This window comes from Planomonospora alba, assembly GCF_039534085.1.
GTDB lineage: Bacteria > Actinomycetota > Actinomycetes > Streptosporangiales > Streptosporangiaceae > Planomonospora_B > Planomonospora_B alba.
Genome location: NZ_BAAAUT010000003.1, coordinates 187936 through 208971 on the forward strand (window position 1 = coordinate 187936; position 21036 = coordinate 208971).

General features: G+C 74.3%; 13 protein-coding genes and 1 other RNA gene. 11 read left to right on the plus strand and 3 right to left on the minus strand.

Annotated elements, in window-relative coordinates:
* Positions 1-7 precede the first annotated feature (7 nt).
* The 4 genes from ftsX to ssrA all read left to right on the plus strand — a co-directional run bounded on the left by ftsX (position 8) and on the right by ssrA (position 4172).
* A complete protein-coding gene (gene ftsX / locus ABD823_RS02930; protein WP_344855590.1) occupies positions 8-916 on the plus strand; it encodes a permease-like cell division protein FtsX in 909 nt (302 codons plus the stop codon).
* 22 nt (positions 917-938) lie between these two features.
* The gene (gene smpB / locus ABD823_RS02935) at positions 939-1406 is read left to right on the plus strand and encodes an SsrA-binding protein SmpB (protein WP_344855592.1); all 468 of its coding nucleotides are present in this window, start codon (positions 939-941) and stop codon (positions 1404-1406) included.
* Between the two features lie 3 nt (positions 1407-1409).
* A complete protein-coding gene (locus ABD823_RS02940; RefSeq protein WP_344855594.1) occupies positions 1410-3293 on the plus strand; it encodes a penicillin-binding transpeptidase domain-containing protein in 1884 nt (627 codons plus the stop codon).
* Positions 3294-3787: 494 nt separating this feature from the next.
* Positions 3788-4172, plus strand: a transfer-messenger RNA (tmRNA) gene (gene ssrA, locus ABD823_RS02945).
* A 115-nt stretch (positions 4173-4287) separates the two neighbouring features.
* Here ssrA and ABD823_RS02950 read toward each other — a convergent pair.
* Positions 4288-5853 (minus strand): alpha/beta hydrolase, encoded by a 1566-nt coding sequence (locus ABD823_RS02950; RefSeq protein WP_344855596.1) that lies wholly within the window; start codon positions 5851-5853, stop codon positions 4288-4290.
* Between the two features lie 358 nt (positions 5854-6211).
* On the opposite strand from ABD823_RS02950, the gene ABD823_RS02955 reads away from it, so the two are divergent.
* Positions 6212-7054 (plus strand): isocitrate lyase/PEP mutase family protein, encoded by an 843-nt coding sequence (locus ABD823_RS02955; RefSeq protein ID WP_344855598.1) that lies wholly within the window; start codon positions 6212-6214, stop codon positions 7052-7054.
* A gap of 30 nt (positions 7055-7084) precedes the next feature.
* On the opposite strand, the gene ABD823_RS02960 is transcribed toward ABD823_RS02955, so the two are convergent.
* A complete protein-coding gene (locus ABD823_RS02960) occupies positions 7085-8179 on the minus strand; it encodes a S1C family serine protease (RefSeq protein ID WP_344855600.1) in 1095 nt (364 codons plus the stop codon).
* 113 nt (positions 8180-8292) lie between these two features.
* Positions 8293-9756 carry an AMP-binding protein gene (locus ABD823_RS02965; protein WP_344855602.1) on the minus strand — a complete coding sequence of 488 codons (1464 nt, stop codon included), beginning with the start codon at positions 9754-9756 and terminating at the stop codon, positions 8293-8295.
* A 133-nt stretch (positions 9757-9889) separates the two neighbouring features.
* Between ABD823_RS02965 and ABD823_RS02970 the strand changes: the two genes are divergently transcribed.
* The 6 genes from ABD823_RS02970 to ABD823_RS02995 form a co-directional block, all read left to right on the plus strand.
* Positions 9890-11038, plus strand: coding sequence for a hypothetical protein (locus tag ABD823_RS02970; protein ID WP_344855604.1), 1149 nt, complete (start codon positions 9890-9892; stop codon positions 11036-11038).
* A gap of 54 nt (positions 11039-11092) precedes the next feature.
* Positions 11093-13300 (plus strand): acyl-CoA dehydrogenase family protein, encoded by a 2208-nt coding sequence (locus ABD823_RS02975; protein ID WP_344855606.1) that lies wholly within the window; start codon positions 11093-11095, stop codon positions 13298-13300.
* 165 nt (positions 13301-13465) lie between these two features.
* On the plus strand, positions 13466-15118 hold the full coding sequence (locus ABD823_RS02980) for an MmpA family trehalose lipid delivery protein (protein WP_344855608.1): 1653 nt from the start codon (positions 13466-13468) through the stop codon (positions 15116-15118).
* A gap of 143 nt (positions 15119-15261) precedes the next feature.
* Positions 15262-15384 carry a hypothetical protein gene (locus ABD823_RS02985; RefSeq protein WP_255529714.1) on the plus strand — a complete coding sequence of 41 codons (123 nt, stop codon included), beginning with the start codon at positions 15262-15264 and terminating at the stop codon, positions 15382-15384.
* Between the two features lie 167 nt (positions 15385-15551).
* Positions 15552-16874 (plus strand): glycosyltransferase family 4 protein, encoded by a 1323-nt coding sequence (locus tag ABD823_RS02990; protein WP_344855612.1) that lies wholly within the window; start codon positions 15552-15554, stop codon positions 16872-16874.
* 19 nt (positions 16875-16893) lie between these two features.
* The coding region (locus ABD823_RS02995; RefSeq protein WP_344855613.1) for an alpha-(1->3)-arabinofuranosyltransferase domain-containing protein at positions 16894-21036 on the plus strand (4143 nt) is incomplete at its 3' end.

Genomic DNA, 21036 nt, shown 5'->3' on the forward strand with positions numbered 1-21036 from the left:
GAAGAGCATGCGGGCAAACTTCATCTTCTCCGAGGTCTGGATCGGCCTCCGCCGCAATGTCACGATGACCGTGGCGGTCATCGTGACCGTGGCGGTCGGCATGGCGCTGCTGGGCGTCGGTCTGATGATCAACTCACAGATCACCGGCATGAAGGACTTCTGGACCGACAAGGTCGAGGTCTCGGTCTTCCTGTGCAAGAAGAACGACCCCTTCCCGCAGTGCAAGGGCAGCGGCGGCGTCGACGCGCAGGAGCAGGCGGAGCTGAAGGCCCAGATCGAGGCCATGGAGCAGGTCGAGCGGGTCGACTTCGAGGACGCCGCCACGGCCTACGAGAACTTCAAGGCCCAGTACGCCGACAACCCCGTGATGATCTCGGCGATCCAGGTCGAGGACATGCCGGAGTCCTTCCGGGTCAAGCTCAAGAACCCCGAGACCTACGGCGAGGTGATCGAGAACCTCAAGGGCGCCCCCGGGGTCTCCAACGTGATCAACCAGAAGGAGCTGCTGGAGAACTTCTTCGGCCTGCTGGAGAAGCTCCGCTGGGCGGCCCTGGTGATCGCGATCATCCTGGTCTTCGCGGCCATCCTGCTCATCGGCAACACGGTCCGGCTGTCGGCCTACAACCGGCGGCGGGAGACCGGAATCATGCGGCTGGTCGGCGCCTCGAACCTCTACATCCAGCTCCCCTTCGTGATGGAGGGCGTCATCGCGGGCCTGATCGGCGGCGTGGTGGCGGCCGTGATGCTGATCGTCAGCAAGGTCTTCCTCTTCGACAGCGTGCAGAGCTCCATCGGCGGCACCGTGCCGCTCAGCTGGGAGACCCTCGCTTCGATCATCAGCTTCACCATGATGATCGGTGTGGTGATCTGCATCCTCACCTCGTTCGTCACGCTCCGCCGTTACCTCCGTGTGTGAGGCATCCCGGTAGGCTCCAGGCATGCCACGTGAGACCGGGCGGAAGGTCATCGCCCAGAACAAGCGTGCCCGGCACGACTACCACATCGAGGACACCTACGAGGCCGGCCTCGTGCTGCAGGGCACCGAAGTGAAGTCGCTGCGCCTGGGCCGCGCCTCCCTCACCGACGGGTACGCCACCGTCAAGGACGGCGAGGTGTGGCTGATCAACGTCCACATCCCCGAGTACACGATGGGGACGTGGACCAACCACGCGGCGCGGCGCACCCGCAAGGCGCTGCTGCACCGCAAGGAGATCGACAAGCTGGCCGCCAAGACCAAGGAGGGCGGCCTGACCATCGTGCCGCTCTCCCTGTACTTCAAGGACGGCAGGGCCAAGGTCGAGCTCGGCCTGGCACGCGGCAAGAAGGACTGGGACAAGCGCCAGACACTGGCCGAGAAGCAGGCCAAGCGGGAGATGGCCCGCGCGCTGCGACACAGGAACAGGTAGATCGTGACGGGGAAGGCCCGCAGGAAGGCCGCCGCGGCGCTCGCGCTGGCGGCGATGGCCCCGCTGCTGTCGGCGTGCACGGAGGAGCCGTCGGCCCACGACGCGGTCCGCGACTTCCTGGTCGGCTGGCAGACCGGTGACTACACCCTCGCCGCCCGCCGTACCGACGGCGACGAGAAGAAGGTGAGCCGGGCGCTGGAGGACGCGCGCGTCCAGCTCGACGCGGCCTCCTTCCGGTTCGAGCTCAGGGGGATCCGCAGGGCCGACGACGAGGCCGAGGCCGACTTCGCGGCCGAGGTCGACCTGGGGGAGAACAACCCCCTGTGGGAGTACGACGGGCGCCTCCCGCTCCACCTGGTGAACGGCCGCTGGAAGGTGCGCTGGTCGCCCAGCGTGCTCCACCCCGAGCTGCGCGAGGGCCAGCGCTTCGCGGTGAAGGTCGAGTCCGAGAGCCGCCAGCCGATCGTGGACCGCAACAACGACCCGCTCCAGCAGCCCGCGAACCTGTACGTGGCCAGCGTCGTCCCGGCGAAGCTGGAGGACGCGGCCGGCCTCTGCGAGCAGCTGTCGAAGGTGACGGGCTTCCCCCAGGACCGGCTGCTGAGCCGGATCCGCTCGGCCAGCCCCAGCGACCAGGTGCCGCTGGTCACCTTCGGCCGGCTCCGCTTCGCCCAGCTCCGCTCGGAGCTGGAGGCCATCGAGGGACTGGAGTTCTCCACCCGGGAGCAGGCGGTCGCCCCCGACGCGCCCGCCCAGATCGTGGGCACCGTCACCGCCGTCACCCCGGAGACCGAGCAGCAGCTCGGCGGTCCGCAGCGGGCCGGCGACACCGTCGGCAGGAGCGGCCTGCAGAAGGCCTACCAGGAGCACCTGACCGGCTCGACGGAGACGAGCGTCATCACCGTGGACCTCAAGACGCTCCAGCCGGTCGCCGAGCTGGCCAAGTGGCGGCCCGGCCGTACCGCGTCGCCGGTGCGCACCACGCTCGACCGGAAGGTCCAGTCGGCCGCCGACACCGCGCTCGCCGCGGGCGGGCCCGGCATGCTGGTCGCGGTCAAGGGATCGACCGGCGAGATCCTGGCGGTCGGCAGCACGAAGGAGTACCACCAGGAGAAGGACGCGCTCGCCGGGAAGTTCCCCGCCGGCACCGCCTTCTCCGTGATGGCCGTGGAGGGGCTGCTCAAGGCCGAGGTGGACCTGAAGCAGAAGCTCTCCTGCCCGGCGGAGCGGACCGTCGGCGGGGCCAGGTTCCACCAGGCGGGCGCGTTCACCGGCGGCACGCCGACCGTGCAGGCCAGCTTCGCCACCGGGTGCGTGACCGCGCTGGCCTCGCTCGCCCGCAGGATCGACGGCGCGGAGCTCACCGCCGGCGCGGCGAAGTTCGGCATCGGCGCGGAGTGGACGCTCCCGCTGAAGTCCTTCAGCGGGTCGGTGGACCCGCTGCGGAACGACGCGGCCACGGCCAGGGCCATCGCCGGGCAGAACGTCTCGGTCAGCCCGCTGTCCATGGCGCTGGTCGCGGGGGCGGTCGCCTCCGGGACCTGGCGGCCGCCCGTCCTGGTCACCGAGCCGGCCTCGCAGGACCCGGCCGACGAGGACGCGCCGGCCCAGACCGTCTCCCCGGTCGACCTCGACGACGAGACGGTCGACACGCTCCGCTCCCTGATGCGGGTCGCGGTGACCGCGGGCTCGGCCCGGGCCGCGGACGCGGAGGGGGAGCCGGTGCACGGCGTCACGGCCGCCGCCTCCGTGGACCGCAGGCCCCTGTCCTGGTTCGTCGGCTGGCAGGGGGACGTGGCGGTGGCGGTGCTCGTGCAGAGCGCGGACTCCACGGCGGGCGCGGCGACGGCCGGCCGGTTCTTCCAGAACCTGCGCGCGGGGGCGTGACCGGCGCGGCCCGCGGCCGGTTCACGGCCGGTTCACGGTCCGCGCGGGCCCGCTCAGGGCCCGCGGAAAAACGATCCGCGGGCCGAGCAACCCCGCGGGGCCCCGGATGCGTCCTTCCAAGTGACTGAGCACCGCTCGGGGGGTTGCGGACTCAGTCGCCTTGATGAGAACAGGGCCTCATCTCGGGGGAGGCCCTGGCCGTCAGGACCGGCTCGACCCTGCCGGTCGCCCCCGGGGCGCGTGCGTGACGCCGCGTCCCGGGGGCTTTTCCGTTTTTCCCGCTCCGGTGGTGCCGGGGCGGGAATCCGCGCGGCGCGGGATGCGTTGTACCCATCGACTCCGAGGACGTCTCCGGCACGACACCGGGCGGACGGCCGGACGGAGCCGCCGGCTTCGAGGCGGCGGCGGGAATCCGGTTGGCGCGAGCGGTGTTGTAACCGGTATCTTCGGATGGTCCGCCCCTCCTCGCGGGGAGCGGGTTGACAACTCAACAGGGGGGTGACTGGTTTCGACTTTGACTTTGCAAGTCAGGGGAAGCGGGTCGAGGACTGCGGACATAACCTCGTTAATCCTGTGACCGCGACCAATAAGTGCCAATAAGAAGCACTCCGAGGTCAGCCAGGGTTCCCTGGCCCTCGCCGCCTAAGCAGCGAGGAACCTCTGCCGGCCCGGGATCGCCTCCGGCCCGGATCCGGCATCGCTAGGAGGCTCCACCGCGAGACCCGGCCACGGGGTCGAGCGGGAAATCTGACAGTGGCTGAGCCCGTCGGCGACTCGCCTGCGTGATCGCCGGGGCTGAGAAAAGCACAGCAGGCTGCACCCGGAGAAGCCCTGGTTTGGAGTTGAAGGACGCGGGTTCGATTCCCGCCACCTCCACCACCCCCGTTCCGTGCCCGTACGTACGGTGCGGAGCAGATCGCCGAAGGGCGGTCGGCCGGCGTCATCGCCGGCCGGCCGCCCTTCGCCTTTCCTCCCCTGGGGGTCCCGCGGGAGGTCAGAGCCTCAAGCCCCAGCCGGGCACGGTCGGACGCGGGCCGGGCGGCAGGAGCGGCAGCGGCTGCTGCCCGCTCTTGGCCCTGCTCTGGACCGGCGGCACGGCCGGGCAGCGGGTGCCGCGGCCGGGCAGGGTGAGCGAGACCAGGTAGCCGTCCACGGCCCCGGTGGTGCACTCGCCGCGGCCGTAGATGCCGTGGCCCCAGCCCTCGTAGGTGAGCAGCACGCCCTGGCGGCCGAGCTGGCGGGCGGTGCCGAGCGCCCACGCGTACCCGGTGGCGGGGTCGTGCAGCGCGTTGCCGACCAGCAGCGGCGTGCCGCCGCGGACCCGCAGGCGGTGCTGGGGGTTGGGGACCGGCTCGGGCTGGCCCAGGCAGATGGCGGTCATCGACAGGGCGAGCGGGCTGTAGCGCATGTCGGGTGCGATCTTCGCCGAGCGGCGCAGGTGGGCGGCGTACTCGCGGTAGTCGCGGATCGGCAGGTGGTAGTCCAGGCAGAAGACCCGCTCGGGGAACGGCGTGACCTCGGCGTTCTGCCGCTCGATCCGGGGCACGAGGCCGGCCGGCGGCGCGGTGCCGGTGTCCAGGGCGACCAGGAGCTCCGCCAGCCCCGCCCAGGACGGGCCGTAGAAGGCGCCGAGGGCCAGGCCGGTGAGGTCGAGGGGGGTCAGCGTGATCTCGGGCTCGCCGGGAAGGTGGAGCTCGCCGCGCTCGGCGCGGGCGTGCAGGCCGGCCCAGAAGGCGCGCACGTCCTTGCCGTGCAGGGCGCAGCCCGCGTCCCGCTCGCACCAGGCGGCGAACTCGTCGAAGGAGTCCTGGGCGGTCTCGGTCTCGGTGTCGAGGAAGGCCCGGGTGCCCAGGCTGTGGTCCATGGTGCTGTCGAGCGTGAGGGCGCGCACCCGGTGGGGATACTTCTCGGCGTACAGCTGGCCGATCAGGGTGCCGTAGGAGATGCCGTAGTAGGTCAGCTTCCGCTCGCCCAGGGCGGCGCGCAGGGCGTCCAGGTCACGCACCACGCTGAGCGTGTCCACGTGGTCGTAGAGCGGGCCGGTGCGGGCGCGGCAGTCCTCGCGCAGCCGCCGGTTGTAGTCCAGCAGCGCGTCGAACTCGGCCTGGCTCTTCAGGACCGGGTACGGCATGCGGCTCAGCAGTTCGGTGGAGCAGACGACGGGGTGGCTGCGGGCCACGCCGCGCGGGTCGAAGCCGACGATGTCGAAGCGCCGAGTGATCTCCGGGCTGAAGTAGCCGGCGCTGCCGATCGCGAAGTCCACGCCGGAGCCGCCCGGGCCGCCGGGGTTGATCACCAGGGAGCCGATCCGGGCCGCCGGGTCGGCGGCCTTGCGCCGGGCGAGGGCCAGGTCGATGGTGGGCCCGCCCGGTCTGGCCCAGTCGACCGGGACCTTGAGCGTGCCGCACTCGGCGGTCGGGTCCTCGGGGCACGGGGTCCAGGCGATGGACGCGGCCGGGGCGGTGCCCGGGACGGGGGCGGCGGAGGCGGCGGGGGTCAGGGTGAGCAGGGAGGCGATGACGGTCAGGGCGAGGGTGATGAGGGGGATTCTTCGTCGCACACGATCTCCAGCGTTCGGGTTCCCGGCCGGGCACCCGCGTCCGCGGCGGACGCTCCCGGCGGTGGCGCCCGGGACCGGCCCCCGGGGGAGCGGGTGCGGCGGCTCCTGACGTGCGCGGCCCGGTGCGCCGGGCCGAGTCGATTGTCAGCCGATCTTGACCGCCCGCATATCCCGAAAAAGTATGAGAAGTCAGGGGAATGATCGTCCCCAGGCAGGAGGTGCCGGAGGGGAGAATCGGCCGCCCGTCCCCGGGTCCGCCGTCCCGCCGCCCGGCCGTGCGGCCCCGCCCCCCGGACGCCACCGGTCGCGTCCGGAACCCGCCGTTCCGCCGTCGGCGCGTGCTGGTTAACTGATCACCATGATGGATCTCCGTGACAAGGCCGACCTCTTCCACTCGCTGCACACCAGGGACGGCGTGCTGGTCCTCGCCAACGCCTGGGACGTCGCCAGCGCACTGCTCGTCGAGGAGGCGGGCGCGGAGGCGGTCGCCACCACCAGCGCCGGGGTGGCGTGGAGCCTCGGCGCCCCCGACGGCGACCGGCTCGACCGGGACCGCGCCCTCGACCTGATCGCGCGGATCGCCTCCGCGGTGCGCGTCCCGGTCACCGCCGACATCGAGAGCGGGTTCGGTGACACGCCCGAGGCCGTCGCCGAGACCGTCCGCGGCGTGATCGAGGCGGGCGCGGTGGGGGTGAACATCGAGGACACGGTCCGGCGGGACGGGACCCCGGTGCTCCGCCCGGTCGAGGAGCAGGCCGCCCGGCTCGCCGCGGCCCGTGCGGCGGCCGACGCCGCGGGAGTCCCCCTCTACATCAACGCGCGGGTGGACGTCTACCTGCGCGGGAACGACGCCCCGGAGGCCCGGCTGCGGGCGGCGCTGGAGCGCGCCGCCGCCTACCGCGAGGCCGGCGCCAGCGGGATCTTCGCCATCGGCGTCACCGACCCCGGCACGATCGCCGTCCTGGCCGAGGGCGTGGACCTGCCGCTGAACGTCTTCGGGGGCCCGGGGGCACCGCCCGTCGGCGAGCTGGCCGCGCTCGGCGTCGCGCGGGTCAGCGTGGGCTCGGACCTCGCCGCGGCCGCCTACGCCGTCGCCCGGCGGGCCGCGCGGGAACTGTACGGCACGGGCACCTACGCCGCCCTGGCGGACGGGATCGCCTTCGGCGAGCTCAACGACCTGCTGGCCCGCCGGCCGGGGTGAGGCGGTCCCGGCCGGCGGGCACCGGCCGGGTCAGTTCTCGGACAGCTGGCCCAGGGTGACGGTCACGGTGGTGGTGGAGCCGTCGGGGCGGAGCAGCCCGACCTCGGCCCGGTCGCCCGGCTTGAGCGTGGCGAGCACCTCGGACAGCGCCTGCGTGGTCGCGGTCTTGGTGCCGTTGACCGAGACGATCACGTCGCCGGGCTCGATGCCCGCCTTGTCGGCGCCGCCGCCCGGGGTCACCCGCGCGACGCCGACGCCCACCGCGCCGCCCTCGGGGCCGACGACGGTCTGCACGGAGACGCCGAGCGCCGCCCGGCGGGTGTTGGTGACCTCGCCGTCCCGGATGATCTGGCCGGCGATGTCGGTCACGGTGTTGGACGGGATGGCGAAGCCGATGCCCGGGGCCGCGCCGCCGCCGAGCTCCGGGTTGGTGGCGGCGAGGGTGGGGATGCCGATGACCTCGCCGGACAGGTTGACCAGGGCGCCGCCGCTGTTGCCGGGGTTGATCGCGGCGGAGGTCTGGATGGCGTTGGTGATCGTGGCGCCGGGCGAGCCCTCGGCCTGCGGCTCGGTCACCGTACGGCCCAGCGCGGAGACGATGCCGTTGGTCACGCTGCCGGACAGGCCGAGCGGGTTGCCCATCGCCAGCACGATCTGGCCGACCCGGAGCCTGGCGGAGTCACCGAACCGCGCCGGGCTGAGGCCGGAGGGGTCGTCCACCTTGATCACCGCCAGGTCGCCGAGCTCGAAGGACTCGACCAGCCGGGCGGGCCGGGGGGCGCCGCCGCTGGCGAGGGTGACCTCGAAGCGGGTGGCGTCGCCGATCACATGGGCGTTGGTGACGATGTGTCCCGCGGTGTCGTAGACGACGCCGGAACCCAGCCCGGTCGCCGTGTTGATCTGCACGATGGACGGCAGCACGTTGCCGATGACCCTCTCGTAGGCGGCCTCCAGTGCCGCGACCTCGCCCTCGACGGGGAGGGGGGAGGAGGGGGCGGTGGCGGCCGGCGAGGCGGTGGCCGTGCCGCCGGCGGACCTTGTGCCGGTCTGCGTGGTGCTGCAGCCGGTGAGCGCCACGGCCAGTGCGGTGAGCAGCGCGAGGTGGGCGAGCGGTCGTCTCTCCATGCGGGGGTACTTTCCCGGCGTATGGGAAAAGATTGCGTCGTTTCGGGGTCGCAGCGGGATCGCGGTCCACGGCGGGACCGCGGCGGGGCCGGGATTCGCTGCGGGGCCGCGGGTCACCGCGACAGGTACGCCTCCCGTACGCTCGTGCGGCTGAGCTTGCCGGTGGGCGTGCGGGGCAGGTGCTCGCTGTACTCGATCACGCGGGGGTGCTTGAGCCTGGCGAGCCGCCCGGAGCAGTGGGCCAGCAGCTCGGCGGTGAGGTCCGGGCCGGGTTCGGCGCCCGGTGCGGGCTGGACGAGCGCGACGGCCTTGTGTCCCCACTCCGGGTCCGGCACGCCGATCACCGCCACGTCCGCCACCGCCGGGTGCTCCTGGAGCACCGCCTCCACCTCGGCGGGGTAGATGTTCACCCCGCCCGAGATGATCAGGTCGGTCCGGCGGTCGCAGAGGAACAGGTAGCCGTCGGCGTCGAGATAGCCGATGTCTCCGGCGGTGTAGAGGCGGCCGCGCATCGACGAGGCGGTCTTGGCCGGGTCCCCGTGGTACTCGAAGCGGTTGACGCCGCCGATGTAGACCAGCCCGGGCTCACCGGGCGGCAGCTCCTCGCCGTCCTCGCCCAGGACGGCGAGGCGCATGCCGTCGACCGCCCGGCCGACCGTGCCCGGCCGCTCCAGCCACTCCTGCGAGGAGACCATCGTGACCGCGGCCGCCTCGGTCGAGCCGTAGTACTCCCAGAGCACGGGGCCGAGCCAGTCGATCATCGCCTGCTTGGTGGCGGGCGGGCAGGGCGCGGCGCCGTGGTAGAGGTGCGTCAGGGACGACAGGTCGTACTTCTCCCTGACCTCGGCGGGGAGCGCCAGCAGCCGGTGGAACATGGTCGGGACCATGAACGTGTTCGTCACCCGGTGCCGCTCGACGAGCTCCAGGGTCCGCTCGGCGTCGAAGCGCTCGGTCAGCACGAGCGCGTGGCCGTGGTTGACCGCCATCATGGCCTGGCCGTACGGGGCGGAGTGGTAGAGCTGGGACAGCACCAGGTGGACGCCGTCGGGCGGCAGGCGGAAGTGCCGCCAGCTCTTGCGCTCGAGGATCGGGAAGAGCTCCTCGGGGGTGACCTCGATCAGCCGCTTGCGCACGCCCTTCGGCCTGCCGGTGGTGCCCGAGGTGTAGAGCATCATCGACCCGGCCCGGCGGGCGGGCGGCGGGGTGGCGGGCCGGCCCTCGGCGAGCGCGGCGACCTCCTCGAAGCCGCCCGGTACGGCGTCGGCGTACCGCTCGCAGCCGACCACCGCGCGCGCCGCGCAGTCGGAGATGACGTAGCCGATCTCCTCGGCGGTGTAGTGCCAGTTCACCGGGACGATGTACGCGCCGATCTGGAAGGTCGCGAGCATCATCGTGATCATGTCGGTGCCGTTGGGCAGGACGGTCACCACGGCGTCGCCGGGCGCGACGCCGCGGGCGAGCAGGCCGTGGGAGACCCGGTTGACCTGCTCGTGCAGCGCGCCGTACGTCACCGGGGCGTCTCCCAGGACGGCGGCGCGGGCGGGGTCGGCGGTGGCGATCTCGTAGAAGCCCCTCATGGCCGCGACCATACAGAGCGAAATTCTGTAGAAGGAAGAGGGGGCCTCCTCCTCGGGCCAGGCGTGTGCCCGTCGCACAAAGCGTGCCGGGAAAGGGTGTGCCCGCCACCCAGGCCGACGTAATCTGACGGCCATGGCGGACGCCGGCGACACCTCCCCGGGGCGCTCGCGGGACAGGCACGTCCCGTCCTACGAGGCGCCCACCACGCCCATGCCCGTCGTCCGGGACGAGGACTCCGGGGATGACGCGACCGTCACCCCCCGGGTGCCCCGGCGGTCCCCGGGCGGGAGCGCGGGCCGGGACGTCCCGGTCTCGCGCGGTCCGGCCGGTGGGACGGCCTCGCCTATCCGGGCCGGTGGAACGGTCTCGCGCGGTCCGGCCGGTGGGACGGCCTCGGGCGGGCGGGCGGGCGGTGCGGCGGGGGACGCCCCGGGGGCGCCGCTCCGCGTCGGCGGGCCGCCGGCCGCGGTCCGGGAGCCGGCCGACGCCGCGGAGCCCGCCGCACCGCCCGTCCCGGCGCGTGGCGGCGGGGGGATGGCGGCGCGGATCGCCGACATCCCGGTCAGGACGGTCTACAGCGCCCTCGCCGCGGTCGCCACGGTCTTCTCGATCATCGGGGTCTTCGCGCTGTTCTCCGGTGACGAGCCCGCCGACCCGGTGCCGCAGCGCAGGCCCGCGGAGGAGGCGGCGCCGGCGGCGCCCGCCGCGCCGAGCGCGCCCGCGGCCTCCCCGGCGGCGGAGCTGCCGCGGCTGCCGGGGGCGATCCCGCTGGCGGCGCTGCCCGGTACGGCGAGCCCGGTGACCGGGACGGTGGTGGACACCAGGGCCGGGGTCGCCTACGCCCGGCTGGGCGGGCGGTGGAAGGACGGCGCGGGCAGGCCGTTCTCCGCGGGGATGCGGGTGGGCGGCGCGCGGCCGCCCCGCACGCTGGCCGTCTCGTTCCCGCTGCCCGGCAAGGCGCCGGCCGAGGCCCCGGACAGCGACGCCGACCACCGGGCCCTGGCGGTGCGCGCGGTGCGCTGGGCCCTGCGCAACCACTACCCGGACGGCTCCGAGCTCGTCTGGACCGCCTCGCAGCGGCACGCCGGGGGCCGGGGGTGGGTGCTCGGCTACCGGGTGGACTACGAGATCGACGGCAGGCGGCGCAGCTCGCAGGGGGCGCTCGCGCTGCTGGGGACCGCGAGGGCGAAGCCCGCGGTCTTCCTGGTGACCGTGCCGGACGGCCGCAGGGAGCTGTGGGCCGACATCGCCCCTCTGGTGGCCAGCGTCCGTCCGTTGTGACGGAAGCAACTTCTAGAATATGGTTCTGCCAGTGAACCGTTTCTGGAGGCTGTCATGGCGATCGGGTTGAGTGAGGAGCACGAGGCGCTCCGCGAGTCGGTGAGCGGCTGGGCCGAGCGGAACATCCCGTCGGAGGTCGTGCGGGCCGCCCTCGCGGCCGAGCGCGAGGAGCGCCCCGCCTTCTGGTCCGGGCTGGCCGACCAGGGCCTGCTCGGGCTGCACATCCCCGAGGAGTACGGCGGCAGCGGGTACGGCCTGCTGGAGACGGCCGTGGCGGTCGAGGCCCTCGGCGAGCGGGTCGCCCCCGGGCCCTACGTGCCGACGGTGCTCGCCGGCGCCGTGATCCTCGCCTCCGACGGCAAGGCGCACGCCGAGCTCCTGCCGGGCCTGGCCGACGGCACCCTGACCGGCGCGGTCGCGCTGGAGTCCGCGCTGACCGGCACCCGGGGCGAGGACGGCGCGCTGACGGTCGGCGGCACCGCCGAGTACGTGCTCGGCGCCGCGCTCGCCGACGTCCTGGTGCTCCCGGTGGCCACCGGCGAGGGCGAGGCGTGGGTCGCGGTGGACGCCTCCGCGGCGACCGTGACGCCGGTGGCGTCGCTGGACCTCACCCGGAGCGTGGCGAAGGTCGAGCTCGACGGGGCGACCGTGCCGGCCGGCCGGATCCTGGACGGTCTGTCGGGCTCCGCCGTACGGGACCTGGCCGTGATCCTGCTGGGCGCCGAGGCCGCGGGCCTCGCGTCGTGGTGCGTGACGGCCGCCGCCGAGTACGCCAAGGTGCGCGTGCAGTTCGGCCGCCCGATCGGCCAGTTCCAGGGCGTCAAGCACAAGGCATCCCGGATGCTCATCGCGCTGGAGCAGGCCCGCGCCACGGTCTGGGACGCGGCCCGCGCCGCCGCGGACGGCGGCGACGAGGCGGCCTACGCCGCCGCGATCGCCGGGGTGACGGCGCCGGACGCCGCCGTGCACTGCGCCAAGGACGCCGTGCAGATCTTCGGCGGCATCGGCTACACCTACGAGCACGACGTCCACCTCTACTACCGCCGGGCCCTCACCCTGCGCGCCCTGCTCGGCGCGAGCTCCGAGTGGGCCGAGAAGGTGGCGGGCCTGGCGCTGGGCGGCGTCACCCGCGAGCTGGAGATCGAGCTCCCGGAGGAGTCCGCCGCGCTGCGCGAGACGATCCGCGCCGAGCTGGCGGAGATCGCCAAGCTGGAGGGCATGGAGCAGAAGCGGGCGCTGGCGGAGGCCGGCTACGTCATGCCGCACCTGCCCCGGCCGTGGGGGCGCGACGCCAAGCCGCTGGAGCAGGTGCTGATCTTCCAGGAGCTGAAGGCCGCGAGGATCCGGCTCCCGCAGATGATCATCGGCGCCTGGGTGGTGCCGTCGATCGCCACCTACGGCACGCCGGAGCAGCAGCAGCGCTTCCTGCCGCGGACGCTCAGCGGCGAGCTGATGTGGTGCCAGCTCTTCTCCGAGCCGGGCGCCGGCTCCGACCTGGCCTCGCTGCAGATGAGAGCCGAGCGGGTCGAGGGCGGCTGGAAGCTCAACGGCCAGAAGATCTGGACCTCGGTGGCGCACTTCGCCGAGTGGGGCATCTGCATCGCCCGCACCTCCAACGAGGGCTCCAAGCACGAGGGCATCACCTACTTCCTGGTGGACATGAAGACGCCGGGCGTCACCGTCCGGCCGCTGACCGAGATGACGGGGGAGAACCTGTTCAACGAGGTCTTCTTCGACGACGTCTTCGTCCCGGACGACCTGGTCGTCGGCGAGGTCGGCCAGGGCTGGAAGGTCACCCGCAACACCCTGTCCAACGAGCGCGTCTCGATGGGCTCGGGGTCGGGCGGGACCGGCGCCTCCGTCCCCGACCTGCTCGGGCTGGTCGGGCGGCTGGGCCGCGAGCTGACCGCGGCCGAGCGGCAGGAGATCGCGGCGGTGGTCTGCGAGGCGCACTCGATCGCGGCCCTCGGCCTGCGGGTGACGCTCAAGCAGCTGTCCGGCGCCGAGCCGGGCGCCGACGCCTCGGTCCGCAAGCTGCTGTCCACCTCGCACACCCAGCACGTCTCGGAGTGCGCGGCCGGGCTGCTCGGCGCCGCCGCCTCGGTGGCGGCCGACATGAAGCTCGGCGACCCTGGCGTCTGGAACCGGGCGGTGCTCGCCTCCCGGGCCATGACGATCTACGGCGGCACCACCGAGGTGCAGCTCAACATCATCGCCGAGCGCATGCTCGGCCTGCCCCGCGACCCGGAGCCGGGCAAGTGACCGGTGATCCGGTGACGGCGACCCGGTGACGGCGGCACGGCGGCCCCGGGCGGTCCCGGGGCTGCCGTAAGGTCTGGCGATATGCGGGCAGATCGGGCCGAAAGGGCAGGGCGTCTTCTCGGCCCGGTCGCCGTGCGGAGCCTGCGGCCTCGCGGCCCGCTCCCCGTGCGGAGCCTGTCGCCCGCGCTGCTGGGGCTGGCGCTCGGGCTGCTGGCCCTCGGCCCGGCGCTGGGCCCGGGGTTTGTGCTCCGCTACGACATGGTGTTCGTCCCGGATCCGCCCGTCGTGCTCCCCGGGCAGGGCTTCCCCCGGGCCGTGCCCAGCGACCTGGTGGTCGCGCTGCTGTCGGCGGTCCTCCCCGAGCAGGCGGTGCAGAAGGCGATCCTGCTCGGGATCTTCGTGCTGGCCGCGTCGGGTGCCGCGGCGCTGGTGCCCTCCGGACGGCTCGGGCCGCGCCTGGCCGCGGCCGCCTTCTACGCCTGGAACGCCTACCTCGCCCAGCGGCTGCTGCTCGGGCAGTGGGCGCTGCTGCTGGGCGTGGCCGGGCTCCCCTGGGCGGTGCGGGCCGTGGTGCTCGGCGGGCGGGCGCGCCTCGCGCTCGCCCTGCTCCCGGCGGCCGCGGGCGGCTTCCAGGCGATGCTGGTCTCCCTGCTGGCCGTGCCGGCCGTCGCCGTGTCCGTCCCCGGGCGCCCGGACGGCGCGGGACCGGGGCGCCCGGACGGCGCGGGACCGGGGCGCGGGACGGGCGCCGCCGCGCGCCGGCGCCCCGCCCTGCCGCCCGGGGCGCGCCGGGTGGGGGAGGCGGCGCCGGTCCTGGGCGTCCTGAGCCTGCCGTGGCTGGTGCCCGCCCTGCTCAGCGGGGCCACGACCGACCCGGTGGGGGTGGACGCGTTCGCGGCGCGCGCGGACGGCCCGTTCGGGGTGGCCGGAAGCCTGCTCGGGCTGGGCGGGATCTGGAACGCGCACGCGGCGGTGCCGGGGCAGGAGACCTGGTGGTCGTCGGGTGTGCGGCTGGTGCTGGCGGCGGTCGCGGTCTGGGGCTTCGTACGGCTGCGCGCCGGCGGGCCGCCGGACGCTCCGGAGGCCGGGCGATCGTCCGGGACCGGGCGTCCGGGACCGGCGGCCGTGCCGTACCGGGCGGGGCTGGCCGCGGCGGCGGTCGCGGGGCTGGGCGTCGCGTGCCTGGGGGCCTTCGCGCCCGGTGTGCTGAAGGCGCTGATCGGCTGGTGGCCGGGGTTCGGGCCGCTCCGCGACGGCCAGCTCTACCTGGCCCCGTTCGCCCTGCTGCAGGCCGTCGGCCTGGCCGGGACGGTCCGCGCGGTCGCCTCGCGGGCCGCCGCCGCCGTCGCGGTGGCCGTGCCGGTGCTGGTGCTGCCCACCTTCGCGCTGGGCGCGTTCGGCCGGCTGGAGGCCGTGGACTACCCGGGCGAGTGGCGGCACGTCCAGCGGATCGTGAACACCGACCCGGCGGGCGGGGCGCTGCTCTCGCTGCCGTGGGGGGCGCACCGGGCGTTCGCCTGGAACGGCGGGCGGGTGGTCCTCGACCCGGCGACCAAGCTCTTCGCCCGGCGGGTGGTCTGGAACGACGAGCTGCTCGTGGGCACGCCCGGCGGCCGGATCCGGGTGGCGGCGGAGGACCCGCTGGCCCGCGCGGCCGCCGAGGCGCTGCGCGGCGCGCCGGAGGAGCGGCCGCGGGCCCTGGCCCGGCTCGGGGTGCGATTCGTTCTCGAACACTCCTCCGAAAACGTGTTCCAGGGAGGCGTGACCGTCTTCGACGGGCGGGAGCTCCGCCTCATCCGTCTCTCCTCGCCCTCCTGACCTGCGCATGCGTCCCCCTGCGCGGGGTACCGGAGGGTAACTTACTTTGTCACGGTTTTACTAAGGCTATGGCTTATGACATGAATCACGTTCTACCCTCGGCACACTGTCCGAATCTGTGAGGGAGAGCTTCAGTGATCCGCGTGCTCGCAGCACTGGCCGTCGGAGCGGTCCTTGCGGTCGGCGCCTCCGTGGCGGTGGTCAACGTGGCGGCGCCCACGCCGGAACCGCCGAACAGGCCGCTGTACAACTACGGCGACAAGTGATCCCGGGGGCCGTACGGCACGGCCCCTGAGGACGTCTCTTCACCGGCCGGGCGGGGCCGGACGTTTCTTCACCGGCCGGGGTGGGGCCGGACATCGATGATCAGCCAGGGCGTGGCTCCGCCATGCCCTGATCCGGCCGTGTGCGAGCACGGAGTGGAGGAGAGATCGTGGTCCTATCCGGTGGGAAGGCGGCCGCCACGCCGCATGCGCCGGCCGCCCCGCGGGCCCGGCTGAGTCTGGAGACCGGAGGCCGGTCCGGGGAGGAGTCCCGGGCGCCGCTGGCCGGGGTCCGGGTGGCGGTGCTGAACTTCCGGGAGCCGCAGCAGTCGGTGGCGGGCGGAGCGGAGGAGTACGCCTGGCAGGTCAGCCGCTACCTCGCCGGCCAGGGCGCCACGGTGCACTTCGCGACCAGCAGGGAGCCCGGCCAGGCCAGGACCGAGCACCTCGACGGCATCACGCTGCACCGGATGGGCAACCGCTACCTCGTCTACCTGCTCGTCCCGCTCTGGCTGCTGCTCCACCGGCGCGCGTTCGACGTCGTCGTCGACTCGATGAACGGCATCCCGTTCTTCTCCCCGCTCGTCGTGCGGCGCCGGACCTCGGTCGTCTGCCTGGTGCACCACGTGCACGACCGGCAGTTCTACGCGTTCTTCCCGGCCTGGCTGGCCAGGATCGGGTGCTTCATCGAGGGGCCGGTGGCCCGCCTGCTCTACCGCCGCCGCACGACGGTCACCGTCTCGGAGTCCTCCCGGCAGGAACTGCGCACCCGGCTGCGCTGGCTGGCGCCGATCCAGGTGGTGCCCAACGGCAGCCCGGCGGCCAGGCCCGTCCAGCGGCGGGGGACCGTCGCCGGGGACCCGGCCCTGGTCTATCTGGGCCGGCTGGTCGGCCACAAGCGCGTGGACCGCGTGATCGGCCTCGCCGCCGAGCTGAGCGAGCGCCACCCCGGCCTGCACGTGCACGTCGTCGGGCGGGGGCCGGAGTCGGAGGCGCTGGTCGCGTTCGCCGCCGAGCGGGGCGTCACCGACCGCGTCCACCTGCACGGCTTCCTCGCCGAGCCGGAGAAGAACGCGGTGCTCGGCTCGGCCCTGCTGAACGTCACGGCGTCGGAGTTCGAGGGCTGGGGGCTGACGGTGATCGAGGCGGCGGCCTTCGGGGTGCCCACGGTCGCCTACGACGTCGCGGGACTGCGCGACTCGGTCCGCGACGGGGTGACCGGCTGGCTGGTCCGGGAGGGCCAGACGCTGGCCGAGGTGGTGGACCGGGCGATCGCGGAGCTGTCCGATCCGGCGCGGCGCGCGGAGATCCAGCAGGCCTGCCGGGTCTGGGCGGGCGAGTTCACCTGGGGACGGACCGGCGCTACTATAACCAGACTTATCACCACAGAACTCCCTCGGTCCGACCGTCGGCGCTGGGCCGCGGGCGCGGCCCGCCCGCTGACCGGGACATCCGACCTCCGTCTCGCCGTGGGTGAGACCGACCCCACCTGACCCACACGGTGACCATTTGATGACCCTCGCCAGCACGGATACCGCATCCGCCCGGCTGCGGCACCGGCTGCGTCTCCTCGCGGGCTGCCTGCTCCTGGGGGCCGTCGCGTTCAACACCGCCCCCGGGAAGATCATCGCTGAGACCAAGCTCGACATGGCGCTCAACCCGCTGGGCTTCCTGTCGAGGGCGGTGCACCTGTGGGACGGCGCGTTCTTCGGCCACCTGCAGAACCAGGCCCACGGCTACTTCTTCCCGATGGGCCCGTTCTACGCCCTGTTCGAGGCGCTGGACATGCCGCCGTGGAACATCCAGCGCCTGTGGATGACGGCCGTGCTGTGCGCCGCCTTCCTCGGGGTGGAGCGGCTGGCGCGGGCGATGGGCGTCGGCACGCCGGTCACCCGGGTCCTGGCCGGGCTCGCCTACGCGCTGGCCCCGCACGCCATCGCGCTGATCGGGAGCAACTCCTCGGAGTTCCAGCCGAGCGCGGTGCTGCCGTGGATCATGCTGCCGCTGGTGCGCGCAGCCGACCGGGACACCAGCCCGCGCCGGGCGGCTGCCCTGTCGGCGCTGGCGTTCCTGTGCGCGGGCGGGGTCAACGCGGCGGCCGAGCTCGCCGTCCTGGTCGTCCCGCTGCTGTACCTGCTCACCCGGCGCAAGGGCACGCGCAAGCGGAGGCTGCTGGCCTGGTGGCTGGCCTGCATCGGCGCGGTGTCCATGTGGTGGCTGGTCCCGCTGCTGGTGATGGGCAGCTACATCTTCTCCTTCCTGCCGTTCATCGAGACCGCCTCCGCCACCACCAGCGTCACCTCGCTGCTCAACATCCTGCGCGGGACCTCCAGCTGGATGTCGTTCCTGCCGGTGGACGGCAGCGCCTGGCTGCCCGCCACGTTCGAGCAGGCGACCCGGCCCTGGCTGATCGCGGCCACCGCGCTCGTGGCCGGCCTGGGCGTCGCGGGCATCGCGCTGCGCTCCACCCCCGAGCGTTCCTTCCTCGCGCTGAGCGCGCTCGCCGGAATCCTGATCATCTCCTTCGGGCACGCCGACGCACTGGCCCACCCCTGGACCGGGCAGGTGCGGGCGCTGCTGGACGGGGTGCTCTCGCCCTTCCGGAACCTGCACAAGTTCGACGCGCTGATCCGGCTCCCGCTCGCGCTCGGCCTGGCCGCCCTGCCCGCGGCCGTGCGCCTGCCGAGGCTCTCCGGCGCCCTGCGGGAGGCGGGCCTGCCGCTCCGCAGGCCCGCCGTGCTGCTGCTGTCCGGCCTCGTCGCGCTCACCGCGGTGCCGGTCGCCTCCGCCGGGGTCACGGTGAAGGGCGGGTTCGAGGAACTGCCCGTCTACTGGCGGCAGGCCGCCGACTGGCTCAACGAGCGCACCGGCGGCGGGATGGTGCTCGCCGTACCCGGGTCGCGCCGGGGCGAGTACGTGTGGGGGCGCCCGGTCGACGAGCCCATGCAGTCGCTGCTGACGGTGCGCTGGGCCACCCACACCAACGTGCCCTGGGGGTCGCCCGGCCTGGCACGGCTGCTGGCGGCCGCCGACGAGCGCTTCGCCACCGGGGAGGGCTCGGCCGGGCTCACCGCCGCGCTGCGCCGGATCGGCGTCACCTACCTGCTCGTCCGCAACGACCTGGCGCGCGAGACGCTCGGCACGGCCTGGCCCGCGCGGGTGCACGAGACCCTGGAGGAGTCCGGCGGCCTGGTGCGGGTCGCCTCCTTCGGCCCGGAGGTCGGCAACCGGTCCTACCCGACGGCCTCGGGCTGGCTCGACCAGGCATATCCCGCCCTGGAGGTCTACGCCGTGCCCGACCCGGCGCCGGTGGCCGGCACGGTGCCGCGCGCGGGCGCGGTCCGGGTCACCGGGGCCCCGGAGGCCGTCCTCGACCTGGCCGACGAGGGACTGCTGGCCGACGACCGGGCCATGCTGCTGGGTGACGAGGCGGGGGCGGAGGCCGTGCCCGCCGGCGACACGGTGGCGACCGACACGCTGCGCCGCCGCGAGATCCTCTTCGGCGACCTGCGGCGGACGGCGACGGCCACGTTCACCGAGGACCAGGCGCCGCAGCGCGACACCACCGCGGACCTCGTCGAGCCGGAGTGGGAGGGCGCCGCCGCCGTGGCCGGCTACTCCGGCATCGCCGGGGTGCGCGCCTCCTCGGCGGAGTCGGACATCACGGCCGCGACGGGGCGGCGCGACCCCGGGCGGCTGCCGTACGCGGCCCTCGACGGCGACGCCCGCACCGGCTGGCGCTCCGACGGCTGGAACGGCGCGGTCGGGGAGTGGTGGGAGGTGCGCTTCGTCGAGGACATCGAGGTTCCGCAGATCACCGTGGCGTTCGAGCGGGGGCTCGGCCCCGCGGTGGCGGAGATCGCCCTGGAGACCGAGGCGGGCACGGTGAGGGCGCCGGTGAGCGACACCACCGACCCGCAGCTCGTCCGTCCGCCCGTCGGCCGGAGCTCCTGGCTGCGGATCCGGGTGACCCGCCTGGCCGAGGAGCCCCGGAGCCGGGTCGGCAGCCGGGTCGGCATCACCGAGGTCGCCGTCCCCGGGGTGAGGGCGAAGCGCATGATCTCGGTCCCGGCCTCCGGGAAGGACGAACCCGGCTCGGTCCTGCTCACCCGCCAGGGCTCCGCGCCCGCCTGCATGCGGGGGACCTCCAGCTGGACCTGCTCGCCGGCCCTGGAGATCCTCGGCGAGGACGGCTACGGCTTCGACCGGGAGTTCCAGACCCGGACGAGCGGCGAGCGCGTCGTGACGGGCCGGGCCGTGCTGACCGACCCGGACACGGCACGGCTGCTCACCACCGTCCCCGGCGCCCATCCCGAGGTGGCGGCCTCCTCCACCGTCACCGACCATCCGGCGGTGATCGGCCGCGCGGCCATGGACGGCGACGTGCGCACGGTCTGGTACGCCCAGCCCTTCGACCGGGCGCCCAGACTGACGATCCGGCTGGCCGAGCCGGCCACGCTCTCCCGGATCAGGGTGCTGTTCCCCGACACCTACCTCGGGCAGCCGCCGGTCCGGGTGAGCGTGCGGGCGGGCGGCCGCACCACCCGGAGCTGGGTCGGCGCCGACGGCCTCGTCTCCTTCGCGGCGGTCCGCACCTCCAGGCTGGAGATCACCTTCACCTCGCCCGCCTCGCGGCCGATCGAGGTGGCGGAGATCGCCGTCCCCGGGGTGGAGCCGCTCGGCTCCCTGGAGTCCCGCCCGCTCCGGCTGCCCTGCGGGTACGGCCCCACGCTGACGGTGAACGGCAACACCGTGCCCACCCGGGTCGTGGACGGCACGCTGGACGACGTGGCGAGCGGCCGCCCGGTCGGCTACGCGGCCTGCGAGCCGGTGGAGCTGACCGCGGGGCCGGTCCGGGTGAGCGCCTCCCACACCGACGCCTTCCGCATCCGGTCGGTGCTGCTGCGCGCGACGGCCGGGACCCGGCCTACGGAGGCCGCGCGGCCGGTGGACGCCGCCCCGGTCAGCACCGAGGTCTGGGAGCAGGCGGAGCGGCGCGTGCGGGTCTCCGTCTCCGAACCCTCCTACCTGGTGGTCAACGAGAACTTCAACCGCGGCTGGACGGCGGAGCTGGACGGCCGCCCGCTGACCGCGGTCCGGCTGGACGGGTGGCGGCAGGCATGGGAGGTGCCCGCCGGATCCGGCGTGGTGACCATGCGCTACGGGCCCGACCTGGCCTACCGGGCGGCGCTGGCCGGAGGCTGGGCCCTGGTTCTGCTCGTCGCGGCCGCGGCGGCCGTCCCGGTGCGGTGGGCCCGCGCCCGCCCGCCCGCCATGGCCCCCGCCCGGGTCCGCGCGTCCTGGATCTGGCCGCTGGCCCCGCTCGCGGGCGGATGGACCGGCGGCGCCGCCGGGGCGCTGGTGGTCGCCGGGGCGCTGGCGCTGCTGGCCTGGATGGACCACGTGGCGCGGGCCGGGCACGCGCGCGGTCTGCTGCCCGGCCTGGCCGGCCGGGTGACCGGGCCCTGGCCGCCGCCGGTCCCGCTCGGTCTGGCGGGCCTGTCGTCGGCCGCGGGCCGGGCGCTCGGCGAGACCCCGCTCGCCGGGGCGCTGTCCGGGGCGGTCCCCCAGGTGCTCTGCCTGGTCGTGCTCGCCTGGCTGGCGGTGGCGGTGCCCGGGCGCGGGCCGCGCCGTGCCGCGCCGCCCGCCCCGCCG